A 20,068-nucleotide genomic window follows, 5' to 3' on the forward strand; every position below is an offset into this window, starting at 1 on the left:
CGACGGGACATGTCGCCATGTCCCCCAGGAAGAGCCAACCAGGCCCGATAAAAGCGCGATATGGTTAACCACTCGTAAAAACCGGCTCACGAAGGCCTTCCGAAACGTCGCAACAGCCCCGATGTGGCAATGCCGAGAAGGATCGAAAGGACGCAGAAGATCGCCGCATAGGCGAGGATGTTCGAGGAAAGCCAGTTGGCGGCGATGAGGCGCAGGTTGGCAAAGCTCCAGGGCTGGGTGGTAACGAACCGCGTGCGCGCGGCGGCGTGCGTATCGAGCGCGCCGGCATCCTCTCCCGCAAGGCTGACATAGCCGTCGAGCTGCTGCCAGCGGACATCCTGTGCAAGGTCGTCCATGCCGGCCTTGAGCGCCGCGCCGCTCGGGGCCGTCAGCACGGTCCATGTCGCCGTTTCTTCCGGATTGTCGCCCTGCGCGACGAGGAAGCGCGCTTTCTCGTCCGGCGCAACCGGCGTTTCCGCCCCCGGCAGCAGGGAGAGCGAGGAGAAGGATATGTCGAACGTGGCCTGCAGCCAGGATTCGAGCGCGGAAATCTGCCCGCGCCATGAGCCGCCGCGCACGCGCGATTGCCATTCGGCGAAGGCTTCCTGCGTCGCCCCCTGCTGCGAGCCGCCCGAGGCCGGCGCACCCCAGGCGGATGCGCTTTCGGCCGCGATATGGGCCTGGCCGAGAACGAGGGGCGGGAGCTGCGAGATCGTGCCGACGAGGATGGCGTCGCGCCCGCTGATCGCCAGCGCCGAGGTTTCCGGCCGCACCCGTATGGCGCGGCCGCTCGATACCGCCAGCTTGCCGAGGAAGGTCGCAGCGGCCGACAGCGTGTCGCCGTCGAGGCGGTCGAGATACAGCGCGGCCGGATCGGCCTGCCCGTTATAGGGAAAGCCGGTGCCCGAAAGCGCGGCGAGGTTCGGAAGCTGTGCGATGCGGGCAAAGCGCGGCAGGCGGAATTCGGAGGAATCGAAGAGGGCGAAGCGCGGCTCGGCAAGTGCCGTAGCGCCGGGCGCGCAGACCGTGTCGGCCCTGGTCATCAACACCGCCTCCAGGTCGATGCGGTTGGGCCCGGGCCTGAGGTGGCGCATCGTCACCCGGATCGGCAGGTGGCGGAAGATACCGCCGTTCCGGCTGGTGATCGGCACGGTGGAGGCGATGCTGCCATTGACATAGACGTCGACATGGCTGCCCGGCAGCACTTCTGCGGAATAGGCCGCGTCGAGCAGGAGCGTCGCCTCGCCATAAGCGCCGGCGTAGAAATCCGACGGGATGCCGATATCGAAGCCGGCGCGGAAGCGGCGACCGCCGAACTCGCTGGTGCGCACGCCAAGCGAGGCGAAGGTCAAAAGCGCCTCGCCCGTCACCAGCGGCATTTCGCTGGCATTGCGCTGGCGCACGCTGAGCGCTTCCCGGTTGACGCCCGGCGGCCGGTCGACGGGGGAAACGATGCCCTCCACCGCCGCCTCGATCGACGGCCAGTCCGGCCCGCTGACGACGAAGACCTTGCGGTCGGCGGAAGGCGTATCGACGAAGGTGGAGATCGCGGAGGAGCGCGCGGTCGCCGGCAGATCGGGCAGGATGGGTGAAAGATCGCCGGCCGTGCCGACCAGAACCGTGAGGCCCCCGGGCCCGGCCGTCTTCGGCAACGTCTCGACGACATCGAAGGTCTGGTTCGGCATTTTCGCCATCAGCGCCAGTCCCTGGCCGAGACGCATGAGGGCGTTGGCCGCAGCAGGCTGGCCCATTTCCGGCACGACCATCGTAAAGCGCGTCCGCCCCTCGGGTCCGACGCCGATGGCGGCGATGTCGTCGGCCGTCAGCAGCCGCCCGTCCGTCTCGCGCGGCACCGCAAGATAGGTGCGCGCGGGGTCGACCGCGGTCCAGAGGTCGTAGGTCGAGCGGATCGTGCAGTCGGTGCGGTGGCGTTGCGCCACGGCGATGGTGACGCGGTTGACGCCTGGCCGCAGCAGGCCGGCGGGCAGATCGAAACGGATGTCCTTTGTGCCTTCCGGCGACTGGATCGGCACGCTGCCGACCGAAACGTCATTGACGACGACCGTGAGGTTCGAGGATTCCGGCGCGACGACGACGGCGTTGGAATAGCCGAGATGGATCGCGGTCGCCACGCTCGCCTGCGCCTTCGTCAGGTAGATGGGGAAGGACTGGCTGTCGACCTCGCCGCCGAGGAGCAGCGAGGCAGCCGGGATGATGTAGCGCCGGACAGCGGCATCCGCCGGAGGGGCCTTCTTTTCCGGCATCGTCGTGACGACGGGCTCGTTGCCGCCGGCCTCCGGCGTCCTGTCGCCGGCCGGGCGCTCGCCGGACATGTCGAAGGGAACCGCGCTTTCCTGCGCGAAACCGGCAGGGGCGAAGAGGACGAGGGAAAGGCCGAGCATGGCCGCCCTTGCAATGGAGAAGGTCACGATGCGGCCTCCTCTTTGCGCCCGCCCATGCTGCGCAGGAGATAGAGAAGCCCGCGGCTCGTCTGGTAGAGCGCGATGCCGAGGAACCACAGCGTGCCGCGCACGAGGCCCGGATTGGACCGGCGGGAAACCTGGAAATCGCTCCACTGGTTGGAGTTGGCGAAGATCAGGTCGGCGACGAGCGCATGGTGGCGCGCGATCTCCGGCATGAAGCGGCAGCCGATCGCCACGACATTGCCGAGGTTCTCGTGGTTGCGGATGTCGACCGGCAGCGCCTCCTCGTGCTCGGCGCCGTAGGGCACGAAGCGCAGTTCGGCGGTGGCACCGACGGGCGCCTCCGTTTCGAGCCCGAAGACCTGCATGCGCGCGCCGTGCGCCGAGACGTTCTCCAGCGTCGCGGGATAATTCCGCCCGCCGAAGACGAAGCTGCAGCGGCGCTTGATCGTGACGCGCCGGCTCGCCGCCCGTTCGCTGCGCTCGGAGACGACGCCGAGGGCGCATCCGGCGATGAGGAGGTTCAGGAGGTTCCACCCGCCGACGACGAAGGTGACGTCCGCCTTGTAGGGCTCGGAATAGAAGCGGTAGATGCTCATCAGGAAGGCGACGAACAGCACGGCGAAGATCACGAAGAACGGCCGGCTGATCTCCGAAAGCCGCGAGACCTTGATCGATTCGTCCTTCGCCGTGACCTTGAAGGTCGACTTGGTCGGATTGAGCATGACCGAGATGACGGCGGGCAGCAGATGCACGCTCTGCACATATTCGTAGAGCTCGGAGATCCACGGCCAGCGGAACGAGCCGTAGAGATAGTTCTGCATCATGAGGTTCACGAGCATGTAGGCGAGCGTATAGCCGAGGAACTCGCCGCCCGAGGCCGTGAATATCTCCAGGTCGAAGAAGAGGTAGAAGAGCGGGGCGAAGAGGAAGATCGTGCGCGGGAACGGGAACAGCCAGAACAGCATGGAGGACATGTAGCAAAGGCGCTGCGAGGGCGAGAGCCCGCGCTTGAAGAGCGGGAAGCGGAAGCGCAGGATCTGCATCATGCCCTGCGCCCAGCGGCTGCGCTGGCCGATGAAGCTGGCGAAGGTGGCCGGCTGGAGGCCGGCGATCAGCGGCTTGTCGACATAGACGCTGTTCCAGCCGCGCGAATGCAGCGCCAGCGCCGTCTCGCAATCCTCGGTGATGGAAAGGCCGGAGAAGCCGCCCGCCTCGTTGAGCGCGGCGCGCCGCAGCACGGCCGCCGAGCCGCAGAAGAAGGCCGCGTTCCACTTGTCGAGGCCGCGCTGGATGATGCCGTAGAACATCTCGTTCTCGCTCGGCATCGTCTCGAAGGTGCGCAGGTTCCGCTCCAGCGGGTCGGGGTTCAGGAAGAAATGCGGCGTCTGGACGAGGAAGAGCTTCGGATCGTCGGCGAAATAGCCGACCGTCTCGCGCAGGAAATCGCGCGCAGGGGCATGGTCGGCATCGAAGACGGCGATGAGCTCGCCGGTCGAATGCTGCATGCCGTTGTTCATGTTGCCGGCCTTGGCGTGCTCGTTGCGCGCACGCGTCAGGTAGTTGACGCCGAGATCGTGGCAGAGCGCCTGCAGTTCGCGGTGGCGCGCCCCGGCCGTCTGGGCTTCCACCACGGAGGCCGCGTTGCGCTTCTGCTCCGTGCCGCCGTCGTCGAGCAGCCAGACCGTCAGCTTGTCCGCCGGGTAGTCCATCGCCTTCGCCGCGGCGAGCGTGTTGGCAAGAAGGGCCGTGTCCTCGTTGTAGCTCGGCACGAAGACGTCCACGGAGGGGAGCCTTCCGTCCACCGCCGTGCGGCTCTTGCGCGGGGGCATCGGCATGGCCACGACGAAGAGGCTGAGGGCCAGCATCATCACGCTGTACATCTCGGCGAGATAGACCAGGAAGCCCGGGATGAAGTTCTCGAGCTGGTTGACCGGCGGCAGGGTGCTCGTCGTGCGCCAGTAGACGTAGCGCAGCACCACCGCGGTGCCGAAGGCGAGCGCGATGAGCCGCCAGGTGCCCTCGGCGCGCAGCACCTTGATCACCGCCATGAACGTGACCACGGCGATGCTGGCGACCAGCTGTGTCTGAAGATTGATAGGCAGCGTGATCACAAGGATCACCAGGGCGGACACGAGCGCCCACAGGATAACCGTGCCGGAATGTCTCATACACCCGTCCTTCGCCATCATAGCGTTGAGGCGAGATTTACCGTGAGACCCTTAAGGAAAAATTTAGGCTAGCGGCCCGGACGTCATTTGCAGGTCGCCGACCCCGATGCGCCCGTCACGCAGACCGGCGACGGCACCACGACGGCATCGGTCGCGGTCGCCGTGGCATTGCCGCCGGTGGGCGAGGGAACGATGACGGCGCTGCCCGTTCCCGTTGTTTCCGCCCGCAGGGCCGGCTTCCTTTCCGGCACCGCACGGGCCCGGACGACACGTCCTTCCGGCTCCGCCGCCGCCTTGCGCTCGTCGAGCGGCACGCGCAGCGGCTCGCCGCCGCCGATCTCGCCGTCCACGGACGCGGGCTTGCCGTAAGGGTTCCACGTCGCGCCGGCAAAGCCGCCGACGATGGTATAGCCGTACATCAACTCGACCAGATCCTTCTCCGAGGCGCCCGCCTCGCACACGCGAAGGCGGATCTGGATCATGCCGAGGCTGTTGAGCTTGTTGCGGTCGGCCTCGTCGGAACGGATCTGCTGCCAGCCGTAGAGGCAGCCGTCATTGCCGGCGCCACGGCCGTAGGCGTAGCCGAACGGCCCGTAGCCGTTGCGCACGAAATTGGAGGAGATCGCAAGCGCCCGGCCGGGAAAATAGGTCCGGATCTCGGACAGGATCGCCGAATGGCGCACCGGCTTGAAGGCGAGCGTGCCGCCGGGCATCGCGACCGTCTCGACCGGGCCGAAAGCCTGGATGCTCAGGAAATTCTGCCCGGGGGTGGCGGCGGACGTCGACAGCGCCACCTGCTGCTCGACGGCATTGGTGTATTGCCGCTGGACCACGCTGACGATGGAAGACGTGCCCGGCGCGGGCACGACCAATGCGCTCGAGGCCGGCACGATCACCGACGTCGTCGCGATACCCACGCCCGGCCGCGCCGCACATCCCGCGGCGGCCATCGCCGTGACCGTACCGAGGAGCGCGGCCCTTGCGAGGAACGGTCCACCGCGACGTGAAAAACGAATCTTCGCCGAATCTTCCATGGAGAAGTCATAGTTCGCCGGCCGGAAAATAGGAATCCCCAGATACGCGGCGAGACGAGAGCCGCCAGGGTCCGGCCTCCGGGCCCTATGCCTTGAGGTAGTTGATCACCGCATCGGCGATCATGCCCTTGTGCCGCATCATCGTCTCCTCTTCGGAGAGGTCGCGGCGGAAGATCATGCCGAACGTATGGCGGTTGGAAACGCGGAAGAAGCAGAAGGCGCTGATCAGCATGTGCACATCGATCGGGTCCGCCCGGCGCGTGAACACGCCTTCGGCTTGCCCGCGTTCGAGAATGCCGGCAATCGTCTCGATGACGGAGACATTGAGGTCGCGGATCGCTTCCGAGCGCATCATGTGCGCGGCGCGGTGGATGTTCTCGATGCTGACCAGCCGCACGAAATCGGGATTGGCCTCGTCATGGTCGAAGGTGGTCGAGATGAGGGTGCGGGTCTCGCGAAAGGCGCGCTTCAGCACGGCTATGCGTTGCAAATTCCTCGGTGGCGACGATACGGACGCCGCCCCTCCAAAGTCATATTCGGCATTCTGGCGGACACGCAGAACGGGCCGTTCACCAAGGAGGACGGCAAGCGCATTGCCTAGGAAGCCTCAGGCTCCCGCCTCGTCCTGGCTTGGGGCAAGGCCGAGCGCCGTGCGGAGCACCGCCTTGCTGTGGCGGGCGAAGCGCATGGCGGCGAGCCGTCCGCCCATCATGTCGCGCGGCGGCAGCGGTGCGGCAAGCTGCGCGGTCATGTCATTGGCGGTCACCGCGACATGGCGAATGTTTTCCAGGACGCAGAGCCGATGACAGAGCGATCCCTGCCGCACCACGACGGGAAGGCCGAGCTGGGCGGCGCGGCCGAAGATGCCGCAGGCATGGTCGCCCGCCGGCGGATAGAGGCACCAGACCGCATCGCTCGCCGCATAGGCGCCGAGCAGCTCGGCATCCGAGATGACGCGGTCCACCACGACCCCGCCGGCGCCCCGCAGGGCCGCAGCATGGGCCGCCATCTCCTCTGCAACCTTGCCGCAGGCGATGAAGCGGAAACGCGCCTGCAGGCTGGTGAATCCGACATAGCTCTCGGAAAAGAGGTCGAACCCCTTCCGCCAATCCTGCGCGCCGATGGCCGTCAGCACGAGGCGCCCGCCCGTCCGCCGCGTCTCGCGCAGCAGTTCCACGGCCGTGCGTTCCTCCGCAGTCAGGTCCCAGAGCTGGAAATCGTGGATCCAGCCGTCGGCAATCGCCGCAAAGGCCGGGAAGACGTCGAACGGCAGGGCCGTCAGCGTGCGGATCGCACCGATGCGCCGGAGCCGGCCGAGCACGGCGCGCCTCCACCGGCACCGGCGGTTGCCCGACACGGCGAGCGGCAGGGGCCGCAGCAGCAGGCCGACCGTCCGCCGTCCCATGAGCGCGCGCAGCAGCCCGGCGAATACATAGAGCAGGAAGCTCTCCTCGACCGCCAGGAACAGGACAGGCGCGCGGGCGAAAAGGATATCCCGCAGCCGTCCCGGCCGCGCGCCGAACGACCGCTCGAGTAAACGGAGATAGGCGGGAAAACGCCCGCCGGCGGAAGGGACATGGACGAGCGGAGGCCCCGTCCGATCGGCCGGCGGCACGGTGCGCCCCCGCCGGGGCCGCCCGCCTTCGGCTCGTGTGAGGTTTTCCGGCAGCAGGCCCGATCGCGCAAACGGACCCGCTGCAGCCGGCCGTTCGATGCTCGACTGCATGACTTCCCCCAAAGATCGTCGCAAAACCGGGCCGTCCCTGCCCGGAAAAAATCATTGGCAGGCCGCAGTAAATGCCGCCCGCTTCGCCATTCACATAGAGGCGACCTAGAAGTAAATTACAACCTTCTCGCTAATATCGTTACCTTAACTTGTCTTTTACAAATTTCAAGCGGGATTATGCAACTTAAAGAAAGTGCCGGCGTGCAGGCACCCAAGGCCCGGTCCCTTGCTTGCTCCCCCAGGTCCGAAGGGCCATAAAGGGCGGCCAGAACGCCGGGGAGAGCGAATGAAACTGAAGGAATTTGCCGCCCGCATCGGCCTGTCGCAGACGACGGTGAGCCGGGCGATGAGCGGATATCCGGAGGTAAAGCCGGAAACGCGGGCGCGCGTGCTGGAAGCGGCCGAGCGGCTCGGCTACCGGCCGAACATCAGCGCCCAGCGGCTTGCGACCGGCCGGGCCGGCGCCATCGGCATCGTCTTCCAGGGCGGCGGGCGCTTCGGCCCCCATTCCAGCGAATTCATGGGCGGGCTTTCGACGCGCCTGCAGAAGGACGGTATCGACATCCTCGTCTCGACCGTCGAGACCGAGGCCGACGAGGCGGCGGCCTACAGGCGCCTTGCCGCCAGCAAGCGGGTGGATGCCGTGGTCGTGCACACGCCGAAGGTCGCGGATGCGCGCATCGCCCTCCTCCAGAAGCTGGGCCTGCCCTTCGTCGTGCACGGCCGCAGCGAGGCCGAAAGGCCCTTCGCCTTCCTCGACATCGACAATTTCGGCGCCATCGCCACCGCCACGGAGCATCTGGCCGGCCTCGGCCACCGCCGCATCGCCCTCATCAACGGCGATCCGGCAACCACCTATGCGCGCGACCGGGACCTCGGCTACCGCACGGCGCTTGCCCGCCGGTCGCTTGCCGCCGATCCGGCACTCACGGGCCACGGCGAGTTCACCGACGAGAACGGCTTCCGGCTGATGCAGGGTTTCCTGGCCCTCCCCGCCCCGCCCACGGCAATCATCGCGGGTTCGATGATGTCGGCGCTCGGTGCCATGCGGGCGATCCGCATCGCGGGGCTTGCCGTCGGCAGGGACGTCTCGCTCATCGCCCATGACGACGTCTTCCCCTATCTCAGCCCGGAAAACTTCGTGCCGCCCGTCACCACGACGCAATCGCCGATCCGCTCTGCGGGCGAGCGGATCGGCGATCTTGTGTTGCGGCTGTTGCGGGGCGAGGCGCCGAAGGCGCTGCAGGAGATATGGCCCGTCGATTTCCGCGTGCGCGGCTCGACCGGCCCGGCACCCGGCTGATCTCAGACCTTGAGCTCCCGGCGCTCCTTTTCCGTCTCGATGGCGAGATCGAGCACCTTCTGGAGATCGGCGGCATGGCGGAAGCCGGGCTCGACCTGCTGGTTGGCCGCCACGGCGGTGGCGAAGCGCTGGTAGTTGGTCGGCACCGTGCCGGCGTCGATCTCCCGCCACACGGCCTTTTCCACATCCTCGCCGAGGCAGCCGCGCAGGCGCGAACCTTCCGTCGAGTGGATGACCTCCAGCGCGCCCCTGTCGCCATGCATGCGCAGGCGCAGTTCGTTGAGATGGCCCGTCGCCCAGCGGCTCGCATGGATGACACCGAGCGCGCCGTTGGCGAAGTCCACCGTCATGGTGAAGCTGTCGTTGGCATCGAGGTCGTATTCGCCGATCCGGTTGTCGGGCGCCTTGTCGAAGGCCCTCAAACGCGCGAAGACGTGCTCCACGTCGCTCGCCGCACCGTAGCCGGCAAAGTCGAGGATGTGGATGCCGACATCGCCGAGCACACCGTTGGAGCCGTGCTTGGTGGAAAGGCGCCAGAGCCACTGGCTTTCGGTCGCCCAGTTGCCCCAGGCCTTGGAAACCAGCCAGCTTTGCAGGTAGGAGGCCTCGACATGGCGCACATGGCCGATCTCGCCGGCCACCACCATGGCGCGCGCCTTCTGCAGCGGCGCGACGTTGCGGTAGGTGAGGTTCACCATGGTGACGAGGCCGGAGGCCTCGGCCGCCCGGGCCATCTCGTCCGCTTTCGCGTGATTTTCCGCCAGCGGCTTCTCGCACATGACATGCTTGCCCGCCGCAAGCAGCGCCAGCGTCGTCGGATGATGCGCCCGGTCCGGCGTCACGTTGGTCGCCGCGTCGAAACCGTCCCAGGCGATCGCATCGTCCAGCGAGGTGAAGACGTTGGGAATGCCGTGCTGTTCGGCGAAGGCCCTGGCGCGCGAGGGATCGACGTCGACGGCGCCGACCAGCTCGACACCCTCGATCGCGGCGAAGTGCTGGGCATGGCTGTTGGCCATGCCGCCCGTTCCAAGAACAAGAAGACGCATCGCTTTCCTCAGCGGTAACCGGCTTCGCCGGCCTCGTGGAGTTTCGGGCCGCGCTCCTCGATGGGCTCCAGCGCCCGTTCCACCGGCACGTTCGGCGCATCGTGGATCGCCGTATAGGTGCCCTGTGGGTTGAAGGCCCATTTCACGCCGTTGACCAGCACCTTCTGCACCGTCGCGTCGTGATAGGTCGGATAGGTCTCGTGGCCCGGACGGAAATAGAAGACGTTGCCGGCCCCGCGTCGCCAGGTGAGGCCCGAGCGGAACACCTCGCCGCCGGCGAACCAGGAGATGAAGACCGTTTCCAGCGGCTCCGGCACGGAGAATTGCTCGCCGTACATCTCCTCGTTTTCCAGAACGAAGTTCTCGCCAAGGCCTTCGGCGATGGGATGGCGCGGATTGACGACCCAGACGCGCTCGCGCTCGCCCGCCTCGCGCCATTTCAGCGCGCAGGGCGTGCCCATCAGGCGCTTGAAGATCTTCGAGAAATGGCCGGAATGCAGCACGAGAAGACCCATGCCTTCCCAGACGCGCCTTGCCACGCGCTCCACCACCGCGTCGTCGACCGCGCCGTGGTCCTTGTGGCCCCACCAGACAAGCACGTCCGTGTCCGCAAGGCGGGCCTCGGTCAGCCCGTGCTCGGGCTCCTGCAGCGTCGCCGTCGTCGCCTCGATGGCCGGGTCCCTGTTGAGGGCGTCGGCGATCGTGTTGTGCATGCCGTTCGGATAGATCGAGCGGACGACCGCGTTCGTCTGCTCGTGGATGTTCTCACCCCATACGATGGTGCGTATTGCCATGTACCGTTCCTTCAAGGCCGAAAATTGAAACCGCTTTCAATTCGCGCAACCGATAGAACCAGACCCGCTTCTTGGCAAGCGGGGGCCCTGCCGATTCCGGCTCCCTTTCAGTGGAATGTCGATTTGGAGAAAAGGTTCAGCACGACGACGCCGGCAATGATGAGGCCGAGGCCGCACACGGCGGCAAGGTCGAGCTTCTGGCCGAAGGCGAAATAGCCGACGAGCGAGATCAGCACGATGCCGAGACCGCTCCAGATGGCATAGGCGATGCCGACCGGAACGTAACGCAGGCTCCAGGAGAGGAAGTAGAAGGCGACGGCATAGCACGCCACCATCATCACCGTCGGCAGGAGGCGCGAGAAGTGCTGCGCGGCCTGCATGGCGGAGGTTCCGAGCACCTCGAAGACGATGGCGACGACGAGGACGGCATAGACGGCGGTGAGGTTCATGGCATGGCTCCGGCACACAGGGCGCGAAAGGCGGGAAGGATCAGGAACGGGAAAGCGCGAGCAGACGCGCGAGCATGGCGGCGCGGGCCTCGGCATCGATGACCGGCGCCCCGAGGAGATCGGCAAGCCAGAGACCGTCCACCGCGTAGCGCACGAGGAGGGCGTCGAGGAAGGAATCCGTGCCGATATTCTCGGCAAGATGCCGCTCCATCCATTGCCGCCAGCGCTCGCGCAGGTGCGGCTCGGAAATCAGCGCCACCGTCAGCACCTTCCACTGGTCGCCGTCCTGCAGGCCTTCCGGCTGGAAGAACACGGCGGCATAGGCCCGCGTGAAGCGGCCCTTCGGGTGCGGGTCCTCGCGCATCCGCTCCGCCAGCGCCCGGTCGAGCTTTTCCGTGAGGTCGGCAAAGAGGCCGTCGAGCAGCGAGAGCTTGTTGGGGAAGTGGTGCAGCAGCCCGCCCTTGCTGACGCCGGCGGCCTGCGAGACCGCATCGAGCGTCACGCTCGCCGGCCCCTTCTCCAGCGACAGCTTCGCCGCGACCTCCAGCAGTTGCTGGCGGACGGCTTCGGGTTGCTTCCTGCGGTGATGGGCCTTGCTCATAGCATGAACATACCGTCTGGACGGTTTTATGTCAATGGCGCAAGCGCGCGCCGGCAAGTTGCCGCAGGCGCGATGCGGCGTTGCCTGCACGCCTCGCCGGAGCTATGAAAAGCCATGACGGAAACGGGCGACGACCGGGAACAGCAAGGCGAGGCGATCACGCTCTACGAGGCGGTCGGCGGGGATGCCGGCGTGCGGGCGCTGACGCGCCGTTTCTACGCGCTGATGGACAGCCTGCCGGAGGCGGCGCGCTGCCGCGCCATCCATCCGCCGGACCTCTCGGGCAGCGAGGAAAAGCTCTACGAATACCTGACGGGCTGGCTCGGCGGACCGCCCCTCTACACGCAGAAGCGCGGCCATCCCATGCTGCGCCGCCGCCATTTCATGGCGTCGATCGGTCCTGCGGAACGGGACGAATGGCTGCTCTGCTTCGTGCGGGCGCTGGAGGAGACCGTGCCGAGCGAGGGCCTGCGCAAGATCATCCTCGAGCCGGTGACGCGGCTCGCCCACCACATGCAGAACCAGGAATAGGAAGAGCCATGTCGTTTTCGTTCCGCTCGGCAACATTGCTGGTCGCCGGACTCATGGGGATCGCGGGCGTCGCCACGGCGGCGGCGGCCTCCCACGGCAGCGATCCGCGGCTGATGGCCGGCGCCTCGGCCATGTGCCTTGCCCATGCCCCGGCGCTTGTCGCGCTTCATGCGGCCTGGCCCGCCATGCGGACGGCCCCGCTCGCCGCGCTGCTGCTGGCGCTCGGCACGGCGCTCTTTGCCGGAGACCTCGTCTTCCGGCATTTTTCCGGACACGGGCTCTTCCCGATGTCGGCCCCGACCGGCGGCATGATCATGATGGCGGGCTGGCTGGCGGTCGCGCTCGGCGCCTTCCTGCCGCAACGGGAAGGCTGACGCCCCGCGCCGAAGCGCGGGGCGCGGGCATCGCCACCTAGATGGAATCCCGCCGCAGCCGGCGCGGCGCGGGAAAGGCAAGGACATTGTCGTTGCGCGCCTCGAGCGCCGGGCCGGGCTCGAAGCCCGAAAGGCGGGCCGGCGGGCGGGCGCTCTCGATCGGGAAGGCCGTGACGTTCGCGCTTTCCAGCATCTCCGTCCGGCGCGTCAGGAGCGCGTAGAGTTCCGGCACGAGACCATCGCCGTTCTGGGCGGCCAGCTTGTGCAGGCCGATCATCATGAAGGCCTCGGGTCTTTCTTCATTCACTGGACATTGTCTCCCTGGGTCATGCTCTGCAGGGCCCGCTCGAAGGAGGATTTGCTGCCGTTGCGCAGCGGCACGAAAGCCTTCTCCCACTTCTTGCAGCCCGTCTTCACGCGGATGCAGGCATCGTGGCTGATACAGTCGATGGGGCAGAAGACGCAGTCGACGGAAGGCAGCACGTTGTCGATGCGGGAGACGGCCTCGCGCAGGCCCCCGTCATGGTGGATGAGGTTCGCGCCGTAGGAGCTGGCGATCTGGCGCAGATGCGCCACCTGGCAATCGCGTCCGCCGACATAGAGGAAGCTGCGCCCTTCGAGCGCGGCCTTGCTGTCGTCCCGCACCTCGTTCTGCTGGCGGGCCTGCTGCTGTTGCCTGTGCTTCTCGCGCATCGCCTTCCTCTCCGCTTCGCCGGTACGGCGCTTGACCTTGGTGATTTCCACGCTGCGCGGCGCCGGGGCGGCAGCCGCCGCTTCCACCGGTGCCAGTGCCGGTGCCTGCGCCTGCACGCCCGCCATCTGTTTCCTGAGGGCCGCCAGCTGGCGTTCCAGATCGGCAATGCGCCGATCGCGCTCGACGATCGCTGCTTTCAAAAGCGCTTCAGCGCGGCCGGCAGTCATGGAGGTCATGCAAACTCCCTTGTGGCACTCCGCAGGGGGCGGAGCCTCGGTTCGCGGGCACCCTACAAAACATGAGTTTCACAGTAAAGTATAAACATGACCACAAAACTCATATTTTAACGCAAAAAAATCCCGCCGGCGCCAGACAGGCGGGAATGACGATCTCAGTTGAAGACGATCGGGATGTTGAAGGCCCAGGAGGCGCGTCCCGCGGCCTCCGGTATCCTGGCGAAGGGCGCCGCGCGCTGCACCGATTCGAGCGCCGCCCGGTCGAGCGCCCCGCTGCCGGAGCTGCGGGCGATGCGGATGCCGCTCGCCTGCCCGCCCGCGCCGACGACGAAGCTCACCACGACGCTGCCGCGTTCGCCGCCCGGCGCACGGCGCTTGGCCCGGTTGATCTTGTTGCGCACCTTGCCCGGATAGTTGCTGACGGCGGCATTGCCGGCGGCGGAGGAATTGCCCTTCTTCTGGCCGCCCACGGAGGCGGTCTTGACGTCGGCTGAGCCGTCGATCTCGCCCTTTGCCGTGCTCGCCCTGGCCTTGCCCTTCTCGCCGGCCTTCCTGACGACCTTCGGCTTCGGCTTCTTCTGCTCGACCTTCCGGACCGGCTCGTCCTTCTTCTCGGGAACCGGCTTGATCTCCTGCTCCGGCTCGATTTCCGGCTTGATCTCGGGAACGGGAACCGCGGCGATCTCCACTTCGGCGGAAGGAACGATCAGTTCCTGCACCGGCTCGGAGGCGAAGGAATCGACCGGCGAGACCATTTCCGTCGTCTCCGGCTGGATCTCGGTCGGCTGGATTTCCGATACCTGTTGGGGAACCGGCTCCGTCACGTCCGGCTCGATTTCCTCGGGCCTGATGACGTCGTCGGGATTGCCCGATTCCACCGCCTCGAAGGCGCTGTTGCCGAGCATCGCCACCTCGGCGACGACGCCGCCGGCGATCAGCGCCTCATCCTCCTTCTCGGCGGGGGCCAGCGTGAGAATCGCGGCCGCGCCGGCATGGGCGAGCAGGGACACGACGCCCGCACCGATCCAGAGCCACTTGCTTCCACTCATCACATCACCCGTCATTCCGTTTCATGCATCGCGGCGCGTCATGGCCGCGGTCTTGGCCTCAGCCTTCGAGGCCGGCGGTCGCCTTGCTGCGCGTGACGATACCGTCCATGCAGCGGCCCTTTTCCAGCCCCTCGCCTTCGCAGACCGGCGCATCGTTGATCAAGAGGTTCTTGACGGCCTCGCACTTTATGCCCGGCACGTCGAACTGGCGCACCTTGGACTTGCCCGCCGGCAGGTCGCGGAAATCGAGAAGGGCAAGGCGCTCGACCGTGCCCTTGTCGTTGAAGATCACGAATTCGAAGGAAACCTTGGAAATGTCCTGCGCGAGGCCGTTGGCCGCGACGAAGGTGAAGAGGCAGCCCTTCTGCGAGGCGGCGAGCGCGTTGAGCTCGACCTCCAGCCCCTTGGCGGCGGCCGCGTCCTGCGCTGCCGCGCCCGTGGCGGCGGCAAGGGAAAGCGTCGCGGAAAGAAGAAGGGTGCGTAGGGTCATGGGGCCTGCCTGCCTGAGAAACGCTTCGGAAACGGCCGGAGACCGGCCGCGCTCGATACCACCGGCCGCCGCAGTCGAAGAATTAACATGACTTTGCCGCTCCGGTATTGCGTGCATAAATAAATATGAGTAATGAAGTCAAGATAGTAAACGCCGAAAACCCCGCCAAACCGCTGTTCCGCCGGGAATTTTTCACCGGAATCCAACGCGGCGGCGAGCAGTACCACGCATTTGGATGAAGGCCGATCCCATGACCGACACGACCCACCCGACCCCCGCCGAAATCCGCGCCTTCCGCGCCGAGAACCCGAAGATGCGCGAGCGTGACATCGCCGCCCGGCTCGGCATTTCGGAGGCAGCGCTGGTCGCAGCGGAAGTCGGCCTGACGGCCGTGCGGATCGACGGCAGCGCCAACCGCTTTCTGGAGCGCGCCGAGGCGCTCGGCGAGATCATGGCGCTGACCCGCAACGAGAGCGTGGTGCACGAGAAGATCGGCGTCTTCGAGAAAGTCACCACCGGCAAGCACGCCTCCATCGTGCTCGGCGAGAACATCGACCTTCGCATCTTCCCCGGCACCTGGGCGCACGGCTTCGCCGTCACCAAAACCGACGGCGAGCAGGTGCGCCGCAGCCTGCAGTTCTTCGACAAGGCCGGCACGGCCGTCCACAAGGTGCACCTGCGCCCGGCCTCCAACCTCGAAGCCTATGAGGCCATCGTCGCCGATTTCCGCCTCGAGGACCAGTCGCAGGACTTCGTCGCGGTCGTCTCCGAAAAGACCGTCGAGACCGGCCCGGTCGACGTCGCGGCGCTGCGCGAAAGCTGGAGCGCGATGACCGATACGCACCAGTTCTTCGGCATGCTGCGCAAGCTGAAGATCGCCCGGCAGGATGCCGTCCGCAGCGTCGGCGAGGACTTCGCCCACGAGGTGCGCGCCGATGCCGTCGGCGAGCTGCTGCGCCTTGCCGCCGAGCGCGGCACGGACATCATGTGCTTTGCCGGCAACCACGGCGCGATCCAGATCCATACCGGCCCGGTCGTCAACCTCCAGCCGATGGGCCCCTGGCTCAACGTGCTCGATCCGACCTTCCACATGCACCTGCGCACGGACCACATCGCCGAATGCTGGGTGGTGCGCAAGCCGACTTCGGATGGCCACGTCACCTCGCTGGAAGCCTATGACGCGAGCGGCGAGATGATCGTGCAGTTCTTCGGCAAGCGCAAGGAAGGCATGGGCGAGCGCGAGGACTGGCGCGGCCTCCTCGCCGACCTGCCGCGCCCCGACAGCGCGGCCGCCTGAGGCAATCCCGGAAGGATCATGACCATGAGCAAGAGCTTCGATCTTCGCCGCGTCCGGCCGCTGGGTGCGGCGCTCACCGCCGTCGCGCTCTCCCTCCCGTTCGTCCTGCCGCTCGCCGCGCCCGGCCCGGACGGCTTCGTGCGCGAGGCCGTCGCGCAGGAGATGCAGAAGGTCGACACCTCGAAGCTCGTCACCATCGGCGGCGCGGTCACCGAGATCGTCTACGCCCTCGGCGAAGGCGACCGGCTGGTCGCCCGCGACAGCACCAGCATGTATCCGGAAGAAGCGCTGAAGCTGCCGGATGTCGGCTATATGCGGGCCTTGTCGCCGGAAGGCGTCATCGCCGTCAACCCGACCGCCATCCTCGCCGTCGAAGGCAGCGGCCCGGCCGATGCGCTCGCCGTGCTGAAGACCGCCGGCATCCCCTTCGAGACCGTGCCGGAAGGTTACGACCGCGCCGCGATCCTCAAGAAGATCGACGTCGTCGGCGATTTCCTCGGCGTGCCGGAAAAGGCCAGGGCGCTGGAGGAGAAGGTCGGCGCGGACCTCGACGTCGCCATCGCGGATGCCGCCAGGCGGCCGCAGAGCGAGCGCAAGCGCGTGCTCTTCATCCTCAGCTTCCAGAACGGCCGCATCATGGCCGCCGGCAGGCACACCGCCGCCGACGGCATCATCGGCCTTGCCGGCGCGATCAACGCGACCGAAGACACGTTCGACGGCTATAAGCCGCTCACCGACGAGGCGGTCATCAACGCGAAGCCCGACGTCGTCATGGTCATGACGCGCCCCGGCGCGGGCAGCACGGACGAGGAAGTCCTTGCCCATCCGGCGATTGCCGTCACGCCCGCCGGCCAGAACAAGGCGGTCCTGCGCATGAACAGCCTGCACCTGCTCGGCTTCGGCCCGCGCACCGCCTCCGCCATCCGCGACCTCAACAAAGAACTCTACGGCAATGTCTCTCAATGACGCTGCGCGCGGCCCTTTCGCGCGCGGTTCCTTCCTGATGCGCTCGAAGGACGCGCGCGCCGCCGGTGACAGGACGGCCGTCGCGCGCCTGACGCTCGCCCTCCTCGTCGTCCTCTCGCTCGCCGCGCTCGCGCTTTCGGTTGCGACCGGCGCCTCGGATGCCTCGGCCCTTAACGTCATCGCCGCGCTGCTGCACGGCACGGAGGACACGGCGCTCAGCGTGCGCGACCGCATCATCGTCCTCGACATCCGCATGCCCCGGGCGCTCCTCGGCTTCCTCATCGGCGCGGCGCTCGCCATGTCGGGCGCCGTCATGCAGGGCCTCTTCCGCAATCCGCTCGCCGACCCCGGCCTCGTCGGCATCTCCGCGGGCTCCGCGCTCGGCGCGGTGCTGATGATCGTGCTCGGCGCCAGCCTGCCGGCCGGCCTGATGCTGGCGCTCGGCGCCTTCGCGCTTCCCGCCGCCGCCTTCATAGGCGGCCTCCTGACGACGCTGCTCCTCTATCGCATCGCCACCCGCGGCGGGCAGACCTCGGTCGCCACCATGCTGCTTGCCGGCATCGCGATCGCCGCGCTCGCGGGCGCCGCCACCGGCGTCCTCATCTACATGGCCGACGACAAGCAGCTCCGCGACATCACGTTCTGGAGCCTCGGCTCGCTGTCGGGCATGACCTGGGCGAAGCTCTTCGCCGCCGGCCCGGTCATCCTCCTTGCCCTCCTCGTCGTGCCGTTCCTCTCGCGCGGCCTCAACGCTATCACGCTCGGCGAGGCCGCGGCCTTCCACATGGGCGTCAAGGTTCAGCGGCTGAAATACACCGCCGTCGTCGCCGTCGCCGGCGCGGTCGGCGCCTCCGTCGCCGTCAGCGGCGGCATCGGCTTCGTCGGCATCGTCGTGCCGCACCTGCTGCGCATCGTCATCGGCCCGGACCACCGCTACCTGCTGCCGGCCTCCGCCCTTCTCGGCGGCGTGCTGATGCTCGGCGCGGACATGCTGGCGCGCACGCTCGTCGCGCCCGCCGAACTGCCGATCGGCATCATCACCGCGCTTGCCGGCGCACCCTTCTTCCTGTGGGTGCTCCTGCGCGACCGCGGCCGGAACGGCTGGTGACGCGATGATCCTTGCACGGAACCTTTCGGTCGGCCTCTCCGGCAGGACCATCGTCGAAGGCGTGTCGCTGACGGCCAGGGCCGGCGAACTCACCGCCATCGTCGGCCCCAACGGCTCGGGCAAGACGACCACGCTCAAGGCCATCGCCGGCGAGCTTGCCAGCAAGGGCGAGATCACCCTCAACGGCCGCGACATCCGCGGGCTCGAACCCTGGCAGCTCGCCACCAGGCGCGCGGTGCTGCCGCAGGCGGCCACCATCGCCTTTCCCTTCACGGTCCGCGAGATCGTCCGCCTCGGCCTCACCGTCGGGCCGAACCGGCATGCCGAGCGCATCGACGCCATCACCGCCGAGGCGCTCGCCGCCGTCGATCTCGGCGGCTTTGCCGGCCGCTTCTACCAGGAGCTCTCCGGCGGCGAGCAGCAGCGCGTGCAACTCGCCCGCGTCCTCTCGCAGATCTGGGAACCCGTGCTCGACGGCGAGCCCTGCTTCCTCATGCTCGACGAGCCGGTCTCGGCCCTCGACATCCGCCACCAGCTTACCATCATGCAGCTTGCAAGGCGCTATTGCGAGGCCGGCGGCGGGGTGATCGCCGTCATGCACGACCTCAACCTCACCGCCATGTTCGCCGACCATATGGTGATGATGAAGGGCGGCCGCATCGAGCGCGCCGGCCCGCCCGCCGAGGTGATGACCGACGACGCCATGGAGGCCGTCTTCGGCTGCCGCATGCGCATTAACGGCGTGCCCGCCTCGGGCGCCCCCTTCGTGCTGCCGCACACCGCTTCGTCCTGATTTTCCGGAACCTTTTGCGAGATTGCGCGTTTTTGGCCCGAGACCGTTCCGCCAAGGGGGTGGAGCGCTGTCGCCCCGCGCCAGGCCGCGGGCGATCCGCAAAAGGAGAAACGGCATGGCCAACGGATTGTTTTCATCCCGCAGCAAGAACCTTCGCGACACCGTCGCGGACGAAGCCCGGGCCGTCGAGGACCAGATCGCGGACCTGCGCGCCGAGATCGCATCGCTCGCCCGCCTCATGGCCGACGACGCGGCGGGCGGCGCCAAGAGCATCCGCAAGAAGGCCCGCGCGGTGAAGGCGGACATGGGCGATGCCGCCCACGACCTCAAGGACCGCGCCCAGAGCGACATCGCCGACATGATCGCCGCCGGGGAAGACATTCTCGCCGAATTCCAGGCGCGCTACCGCGACACCGGCCAGAAGGCCCGCAAGGCCGTGCACGAGCGCCCGCTGACGACGCTCGGCATCGCCGCCGCCGCCGGCTTCCTCCTCGCCGCCCTGCTGCGGCGCTGATCCTTCTCCTCCACCAACGGAGCGCATCGACATGCTGTCACTGGGGGCAATCCTCGTCCAGAATCTCGTCACCCGCGTCGGTGACCGGGTGGACGAGACGATGGACATCGCCAAGCGCAACGCCATAGCGGGCCTTGCCATCGGGCTCATGCTGCTGACGGCCTATGTGCTGGCGGTCGTCGGCGGCGCGGTGGCGCTTGCCGACCGCTACGGCGCCGTGCCGGCCCTCTTCGGCCTTGCCGCCGGCTTCCTGCTGCTCGCCCTCATCGTGCTCGGCGTCGTTGCCGCCCGCAACCGGCGCGAACGCGAGCGCCGGCGCCTCCGCCGCCGCGAGCTTGCCGCCCGCCGCGACCTGATGGCGGCCGCCGCCACCGTCGCCGTGAGGAAGCCCTTCGCGGCGACCGCCGTGGCGCTCGCCCTCGGCTTCCTGCTCGCCCCGAAATCCCGGCGGGACGACGACTGACCGATT

Annotated in this window: 21 protein-coding genes and 1 pseudogene; 9 read left to right on the top strand and 13 right to left on the bottom strand. The window is 67.5% G+C overall.

Annotated features, from left to right (window positions below):
• Positions 1–86 precede the first annotated feature (86 nt).
• The 5 genes and pseudogenes from ACZ5TO_RS11940 to ACZ5TO_RS11960 form a co-directional block, all read right to left on the bottom strand.
• On the bottom strand, positions 87–2,429 hold the full coding sequence (locus ACZ5TO_RS11940) for a cellulose biosynthesis cyclic di-GMP-binding regulatory protein BcsB (protein WP_464798237.1): 2,343 nt from the start codon (positions 2,427–2,429) through the stop codon (positions 87–89).
• Positions 2,426–4,594 (bottom strand): UDP-forming cellulose synthase catalytic subunit, encoded by a 2,169-nt coding sequence (gene bcsA / locus ACZ5TO_RS11945; RefSeq protein WP_464798238.1) that lies wholly within the window; start codon positions 4,592–4,594, stop codon positions 2,426–2,428. The genes ACZ5TO_RS11940 and bcsA overlap by 4 nt, the downstream gene beginning before the upstream one ends.
• A gap of 83 nt (positions 4,595–4,677) precedes the next feature.
• Positions 4,678–5,628, bottom strand: a complete 951-nt coding sequence (bcsN, locus tag ACZ5TO_RS11950) for a cellulose biosynthesis protein BcsN (protein WP_464798239.1) — start codon at positions 5,626–5,628, stop codon at positions 4,678–4,680.
• An 85-nt stretch (positions 5,629–5,713) separates the two neighbouring features.
• Positions 5,714–6,076, bottom strand: a pseudogene (locus ACZ5TO_RS11955) (TetR/AcrR family transcriptional regulator); the annotation flags it as partial.
• Positions 6,077–6,235: 159 nt separating this feature from the next.
• Positions 6,236–7,354, bottom strand: coding sequence for a hypothetical protein (locus tag ACZ5TO_RS11960; protein ID WP_464798240.1), 1,119 nt, complete (start codon positions 7,352–7,354; stop codon positions 6,236–6,238).
• Between the two features lie 286 nt (positions 7,355–7,640).
• On the opposite strand from ACZ5TO_RS11960, the gene ACZ5TO_RS11965 reads away from it, so the two are divergent.
• A complete protein-coding gene (locus tag ACZ5TO_RS11965; protein WP_464798241.1) occupies positions 7,641–8,657 on the top strand; it encodes a substrate-binding domain-containing protein in 1,017 nt (338 codons plus the stop codon).
• 2 nt (positions 8,658–8,659) lie between these two features.
• Here ACZ5TO_RS11965 and ACZ5TO_RS11970 read toward each other — a convergent pair whose 3' ends face one another.
• The 4 genes from ACZ5TO_RS11970 to ACZ5TO_RS11985 all read right to left on the bottom strand — a co-directional run bounded on the left by ACZ5TO_RS11970 (position 8,660) and on the right by ACZ5TO_RS11985 (position 11,547).
• Entirely contained in the window at positions 8,660–9,703 is a 1,044-nt protein-coding gene (locus ACZ5TO_RS11970; protein ID WP_464798242.1) for a Gfo/Idh/MocA family protein, read from the bottom strand.
• A gap of 8 nt (positions 9,704–9,711) precedes the next feature.
• Positions 9,712–10,497, bottom strand: coding sequence for a ThuA domain-containing protein (locus tag ACZ5TO_RS11975; RefSeq protein WP_464798243.1), 786 nt, complete (start codon positions 10,495–10,497; stop codon positions 9,712–9,714).
• Positions 10,498–10,604: 107 nt separating this feature from the next.
• Positions 10,605–10,946, bottom strand: coding sequence for a DMT family transporter (locus ACZ5TO_RS11980; RefSeq protein ID WP_184143733.1), 342 nt, complete (start codon positions 10,944–10,946; stop codon positions 10,605–10,607).
• A 40-nt stretch (positions 10,947–10,986) separates the two neighbouring features.
• Positions 10,987–11,547 carry a TetR/AcrR family transcriptional regulator gene (locus tag ACZ5TO_RS11985; protein ID WP_464798244.1) on the bottom strand — a complete coding sequence of 187 codons (561 nt, stop codon included), beginning with the start codon at positions 11,545–11,547 and terminating at the stop codon, positions 10,987–10,989.
• A gap of 114 nt (positions 11,548–11,661) precedes the next feature.
• Here ACZ5TO_RS11985 and ACZ5TO_RS11990 point away from each other — a divergent pair, with 114 nt between their 5' ends.
• Entirely contained in the window at positions 11,662–12,078 is a 417-nt protein-coding gene (locus ACZ5TO_RS11990; protein WP_184143737.1) for a group II truncated hemoglobin, read from the top strand.
• 8 nt (positions 12,079–12,086) lie between these two features.
• Entirely contained in the window at positions 12,087–12,452 is a 366-nt protein-coding gene (locus ACZ5TO_RS11995; RefSeq protein WP_464798245.1) for a DUF423 domain-containing protein, read from the top strand.
• A gap of 37 nt (positions 12,453–12,489) precedes the next feature.
• Here ACZ5TO_RS11995 and ACZ5TO_RS12000 read toward each other — a convergent pair whose 3' ends face one another.
• From ACZ5TO_RS12000 to ACZ5TO_RS12015, 4 genes are all read right to left on the bottom strand, one after another.
• On the bottom strand, positions 12,490–12,759 hold the full coding sequence (locus ACZ5TO_RS12000) for a hypothetical protein (RefSeq protein ID WP_184143741.1): 270 nt from the start codon (positions 12,757–12,759) through the stop codon (positions 12,490–12,492).
• Positions 12,756–13,145 (bottom strand): DUF2325 domain-containing protein, encoded by a 390-nt coding sequence (locus ACZ5TO_RS12005; RefSeq protein WP_184143862.1) that lies wholly within the window; start codon positions 13,143–13,145, stop codon positions 12,756–12,758. Before ACZ5TO_RS12005 ends, ACZ5TO_RS12000 begins: the two co-directional genes overlap by 4 nt.
• Positions 13,146–13,537: 392 nt before the next feature.
• On the bottom strand, positions 13,538–14,431 hold the full coding sequence (locus ACZ5TO_RS12010) for an energy transducer TonB family protein (protein ID WP_464798246.1): 894 nt from the start codon (positions 14,429–14,431) through the stop codon (positions 13,538–13,540).
• Between the two features lie 58 nt (positions 14,432–14,489).
• Positions 14,490–14,921, bottom strand: a complete 432-nt coding sequence (locus ACZ5TO_RS12015) for a hypothetical protein (protein WP_464798247.1) — start codon at positions 14,919–14,921, stop codon at positions 14,490–14,492.
• Between the two features lie 250 nt (positions 14,922–15,171).
• On the opposite strand from ACZ5TO_RS12015, the gene ACZ5TO_RS12020 reads away from it, so the two are divergent.
• The 6 genes from ACZ5TO_RS12020 (at position 15,172) to ACZ5TO_RS12045 (ending at position 20,062) form a co-directional block, all read left to right on the top strand.
• Positions 15,172–16,218: a hemin-degrading factor gene (locus tag ACZ5TO_RS12020; RefSeq protein WP_184143747.1), complete on the top strand. Its 1,047-nt coding sequence runs from the start codon at positions 15,172–15,174 to the stop codon at positions 16,216–16,218.
• A gap of 24 nt (positions 16,219–16,242) precedes the next feature.
• Positions 16,243–17,184, top strand: coding sequence for a heme/hemin ABC transporter substrate-binding protein (locus ACZ5TO_RS12025; protein WP_464800384.1), 942 nt, complete (start codon positions 16,243–16,245; stop codon positions 17,182–17,184).
• A 37-nt stretch (positions 17,185–17,221) separates the two neighbouring features.
• Entirely contained in the window at positions 17,222–18,292 is a 1,071-nt protein-coding gene (locus tag ACZ5TO_RS12030; RefSeq protein ID WP_464800385.1) for a FecCD family ABC transporter permease, read from the top strand.
• A gap of 4 nt (positions 18,293–18,296) precedes the next feature.
• Positions 18,297–19,085, top strand: coding sequence for a heme ABC transporter ATP-binding protein (locus tag ACZ5TO_RS12035; RefSeq protein WP_464798248.1), 789 nt, complete (start codon positions 18,297–18,299; stop codon positions 19,083–19,085).
• 115 nt (positions 19,086–19,200) lie between these two features.
• Complete coding sequence (locus ACZ5TO_RS12040) at positions 19,201–19,599, top strand: glycine zipper domain-containing protein (protein ID WP_184143754.1); 399 nt, start codon at positions 19,201–19,203, stop codon at positions 19,597–19,599.
• Positions 19,600–19,630: 31 nt separating this feature from the next.
• Positions 19,631–20,062 carry a hypothetical protein gene (locus ACZ5TO_RS12045; protein WP_184143756.1) on the top strand — a complete coding sequence of 144 codons (432 nt, stop codon included), beginning with the start codon at positions 19,631–19,633 and terminating at the stop codon, positions 20,060–20,062.
• Positions 20,063–20,068: the final 6 nt, after the last annotated feature.

This window comes from Shinella sp. Sh6, from assembly GCF_055392685.1.

Coding starts and splice junctions, on each gene's coding strand:
- bcsA (WP_464798238.1), bottom strand. CDS start 4,594: ATGAGACATTCCGGCACGGTTATCCTGTGGGCGCTCGTGTCCGCCCTG.
- bcsN (WP_464798239.1), bottom strand. CDS start 5,628: ATGGAAGATTCGGCGAAGATTCGTTTTTCACGTCGCGGTGGACCGTTC.
- ACZ5TO_RS11960 (WP_464798240.1), bottom strand. CDS start 7,354: ATGCAGTCGAGCATCGAACGGCCGGCTGCAGCGGGTCCGTTTGCGCGA.
- ACZ5TO_RS11965 (WP_464798241.1), top strand. CDS start 7,641: ATGAAACTGAAGGAATTTGCCGCCCGCATCGGCCTGTCGCAGACGACG.
- ACZ5TO_RS11970 (WP_464798242.1), bottom strand. CDS start 9,703: ATGCGTCTTCTTGTTCTTGGAACGGGCGGCATGGCCAACAGCCATGCC.
- ACZ5TO_RS11975 (WP_464798243.1), bottom strand. CDS start 10,497: ATGGCAATACGCACCATCGTATGGGGTGAGAACATCCACGAGCAGACG.
- ACZ5TO_RS11980 (WP_184143733.1), bottom strand. CDS start 10,946: ATGAACCTCACCGCCGTCTATGCCGTCCTCGTCGTCGCCATCGTCTTC.
- ACZ5TO_RS11985 (WP_464798244.1), bottom strand. CDS start 11,547: ATGAGCAAGGCCCATCACCGCAGGAAGCAACCCGAAGCCGTCCGCCAG.
- ACZ5TO_RS11990 (WP_184143737.1), top strand. CDS start 11,662: ATGACGGAAACGGGCGACGACCGGGAACAGCAAGGCGAGGCGATCACG.
- ACZ5TO_RS11995 (WP_464798245.1), top strand. CDS start 12,087: ATGTCGTTTTCGTTCCGCTCGGCAACATTGCTGGTCGCCGGACTCATG.
- ACZ5TO_RS12005 (WP_184143862.1), bottom strand. CDS start 13,145: ATGCGCGAGAAGCACAGGCAACAGCAGCAGGCCCGCCAGCAGAACGAG.
- ACZ5TO_RS12010 (WP_464798246.1), bottom strand. CDS start 14,431: ATGAGTGGAAGCAAGTGGCTCTGGATCGGTGCGGGCGTCGTGTCCCTG.
- ACZ5TO_RS12015 (WP_464798247.1), bottom strand. CDS start 14,921: ATGACCCTACGCACCCTTCTTCTTTCCGCGACGCTTTCCCTTGCCGCC.
- ACZ5TO_RS12020 (WP_184143747.1), top strand. CDS start 15,172: ATGACCGACACGACCCACCCGACCCCCGCCGAAATCCGCGCCTTCCGC.
- ACZ5TO_RS12025 (WP_464800384.1), top strand. CDS start 16,243: ATGAGCAAGAGCTTCGATCTTCGCCGCGTCCGGCCGCTGGGTGCGGCG.
- ACZ5TO_RS12030 (WP_464800385.1), top strand. CDS start 17,222: ATGCGCTCGAAGGACGCGCGCGCCGCCGGTGACAGGACGGCCGTCGCG.
- ACZ5TO_RS12035 (WP_464798248.1), top strand. CDS start 18,297: ATGATCCTTGCACGGAACCTTTCGGTCGGCCTCTCCGGCAGGACCATC.
- ACZ5TO_RS12040 (WP_184143754.1), top strand. CDS start 19,201: ATGGCCAACGGATTGTTTTCATCCCGCAGCAAGAACCTTCGCGACACC.
- ACZ5TO_RS12045 (WP_184143756.1), top strand. CDS start 19,631: ATGCTGTCACTGGGGGCAATCCTCGTCCAGAATCTCGTCACCCGCGTC.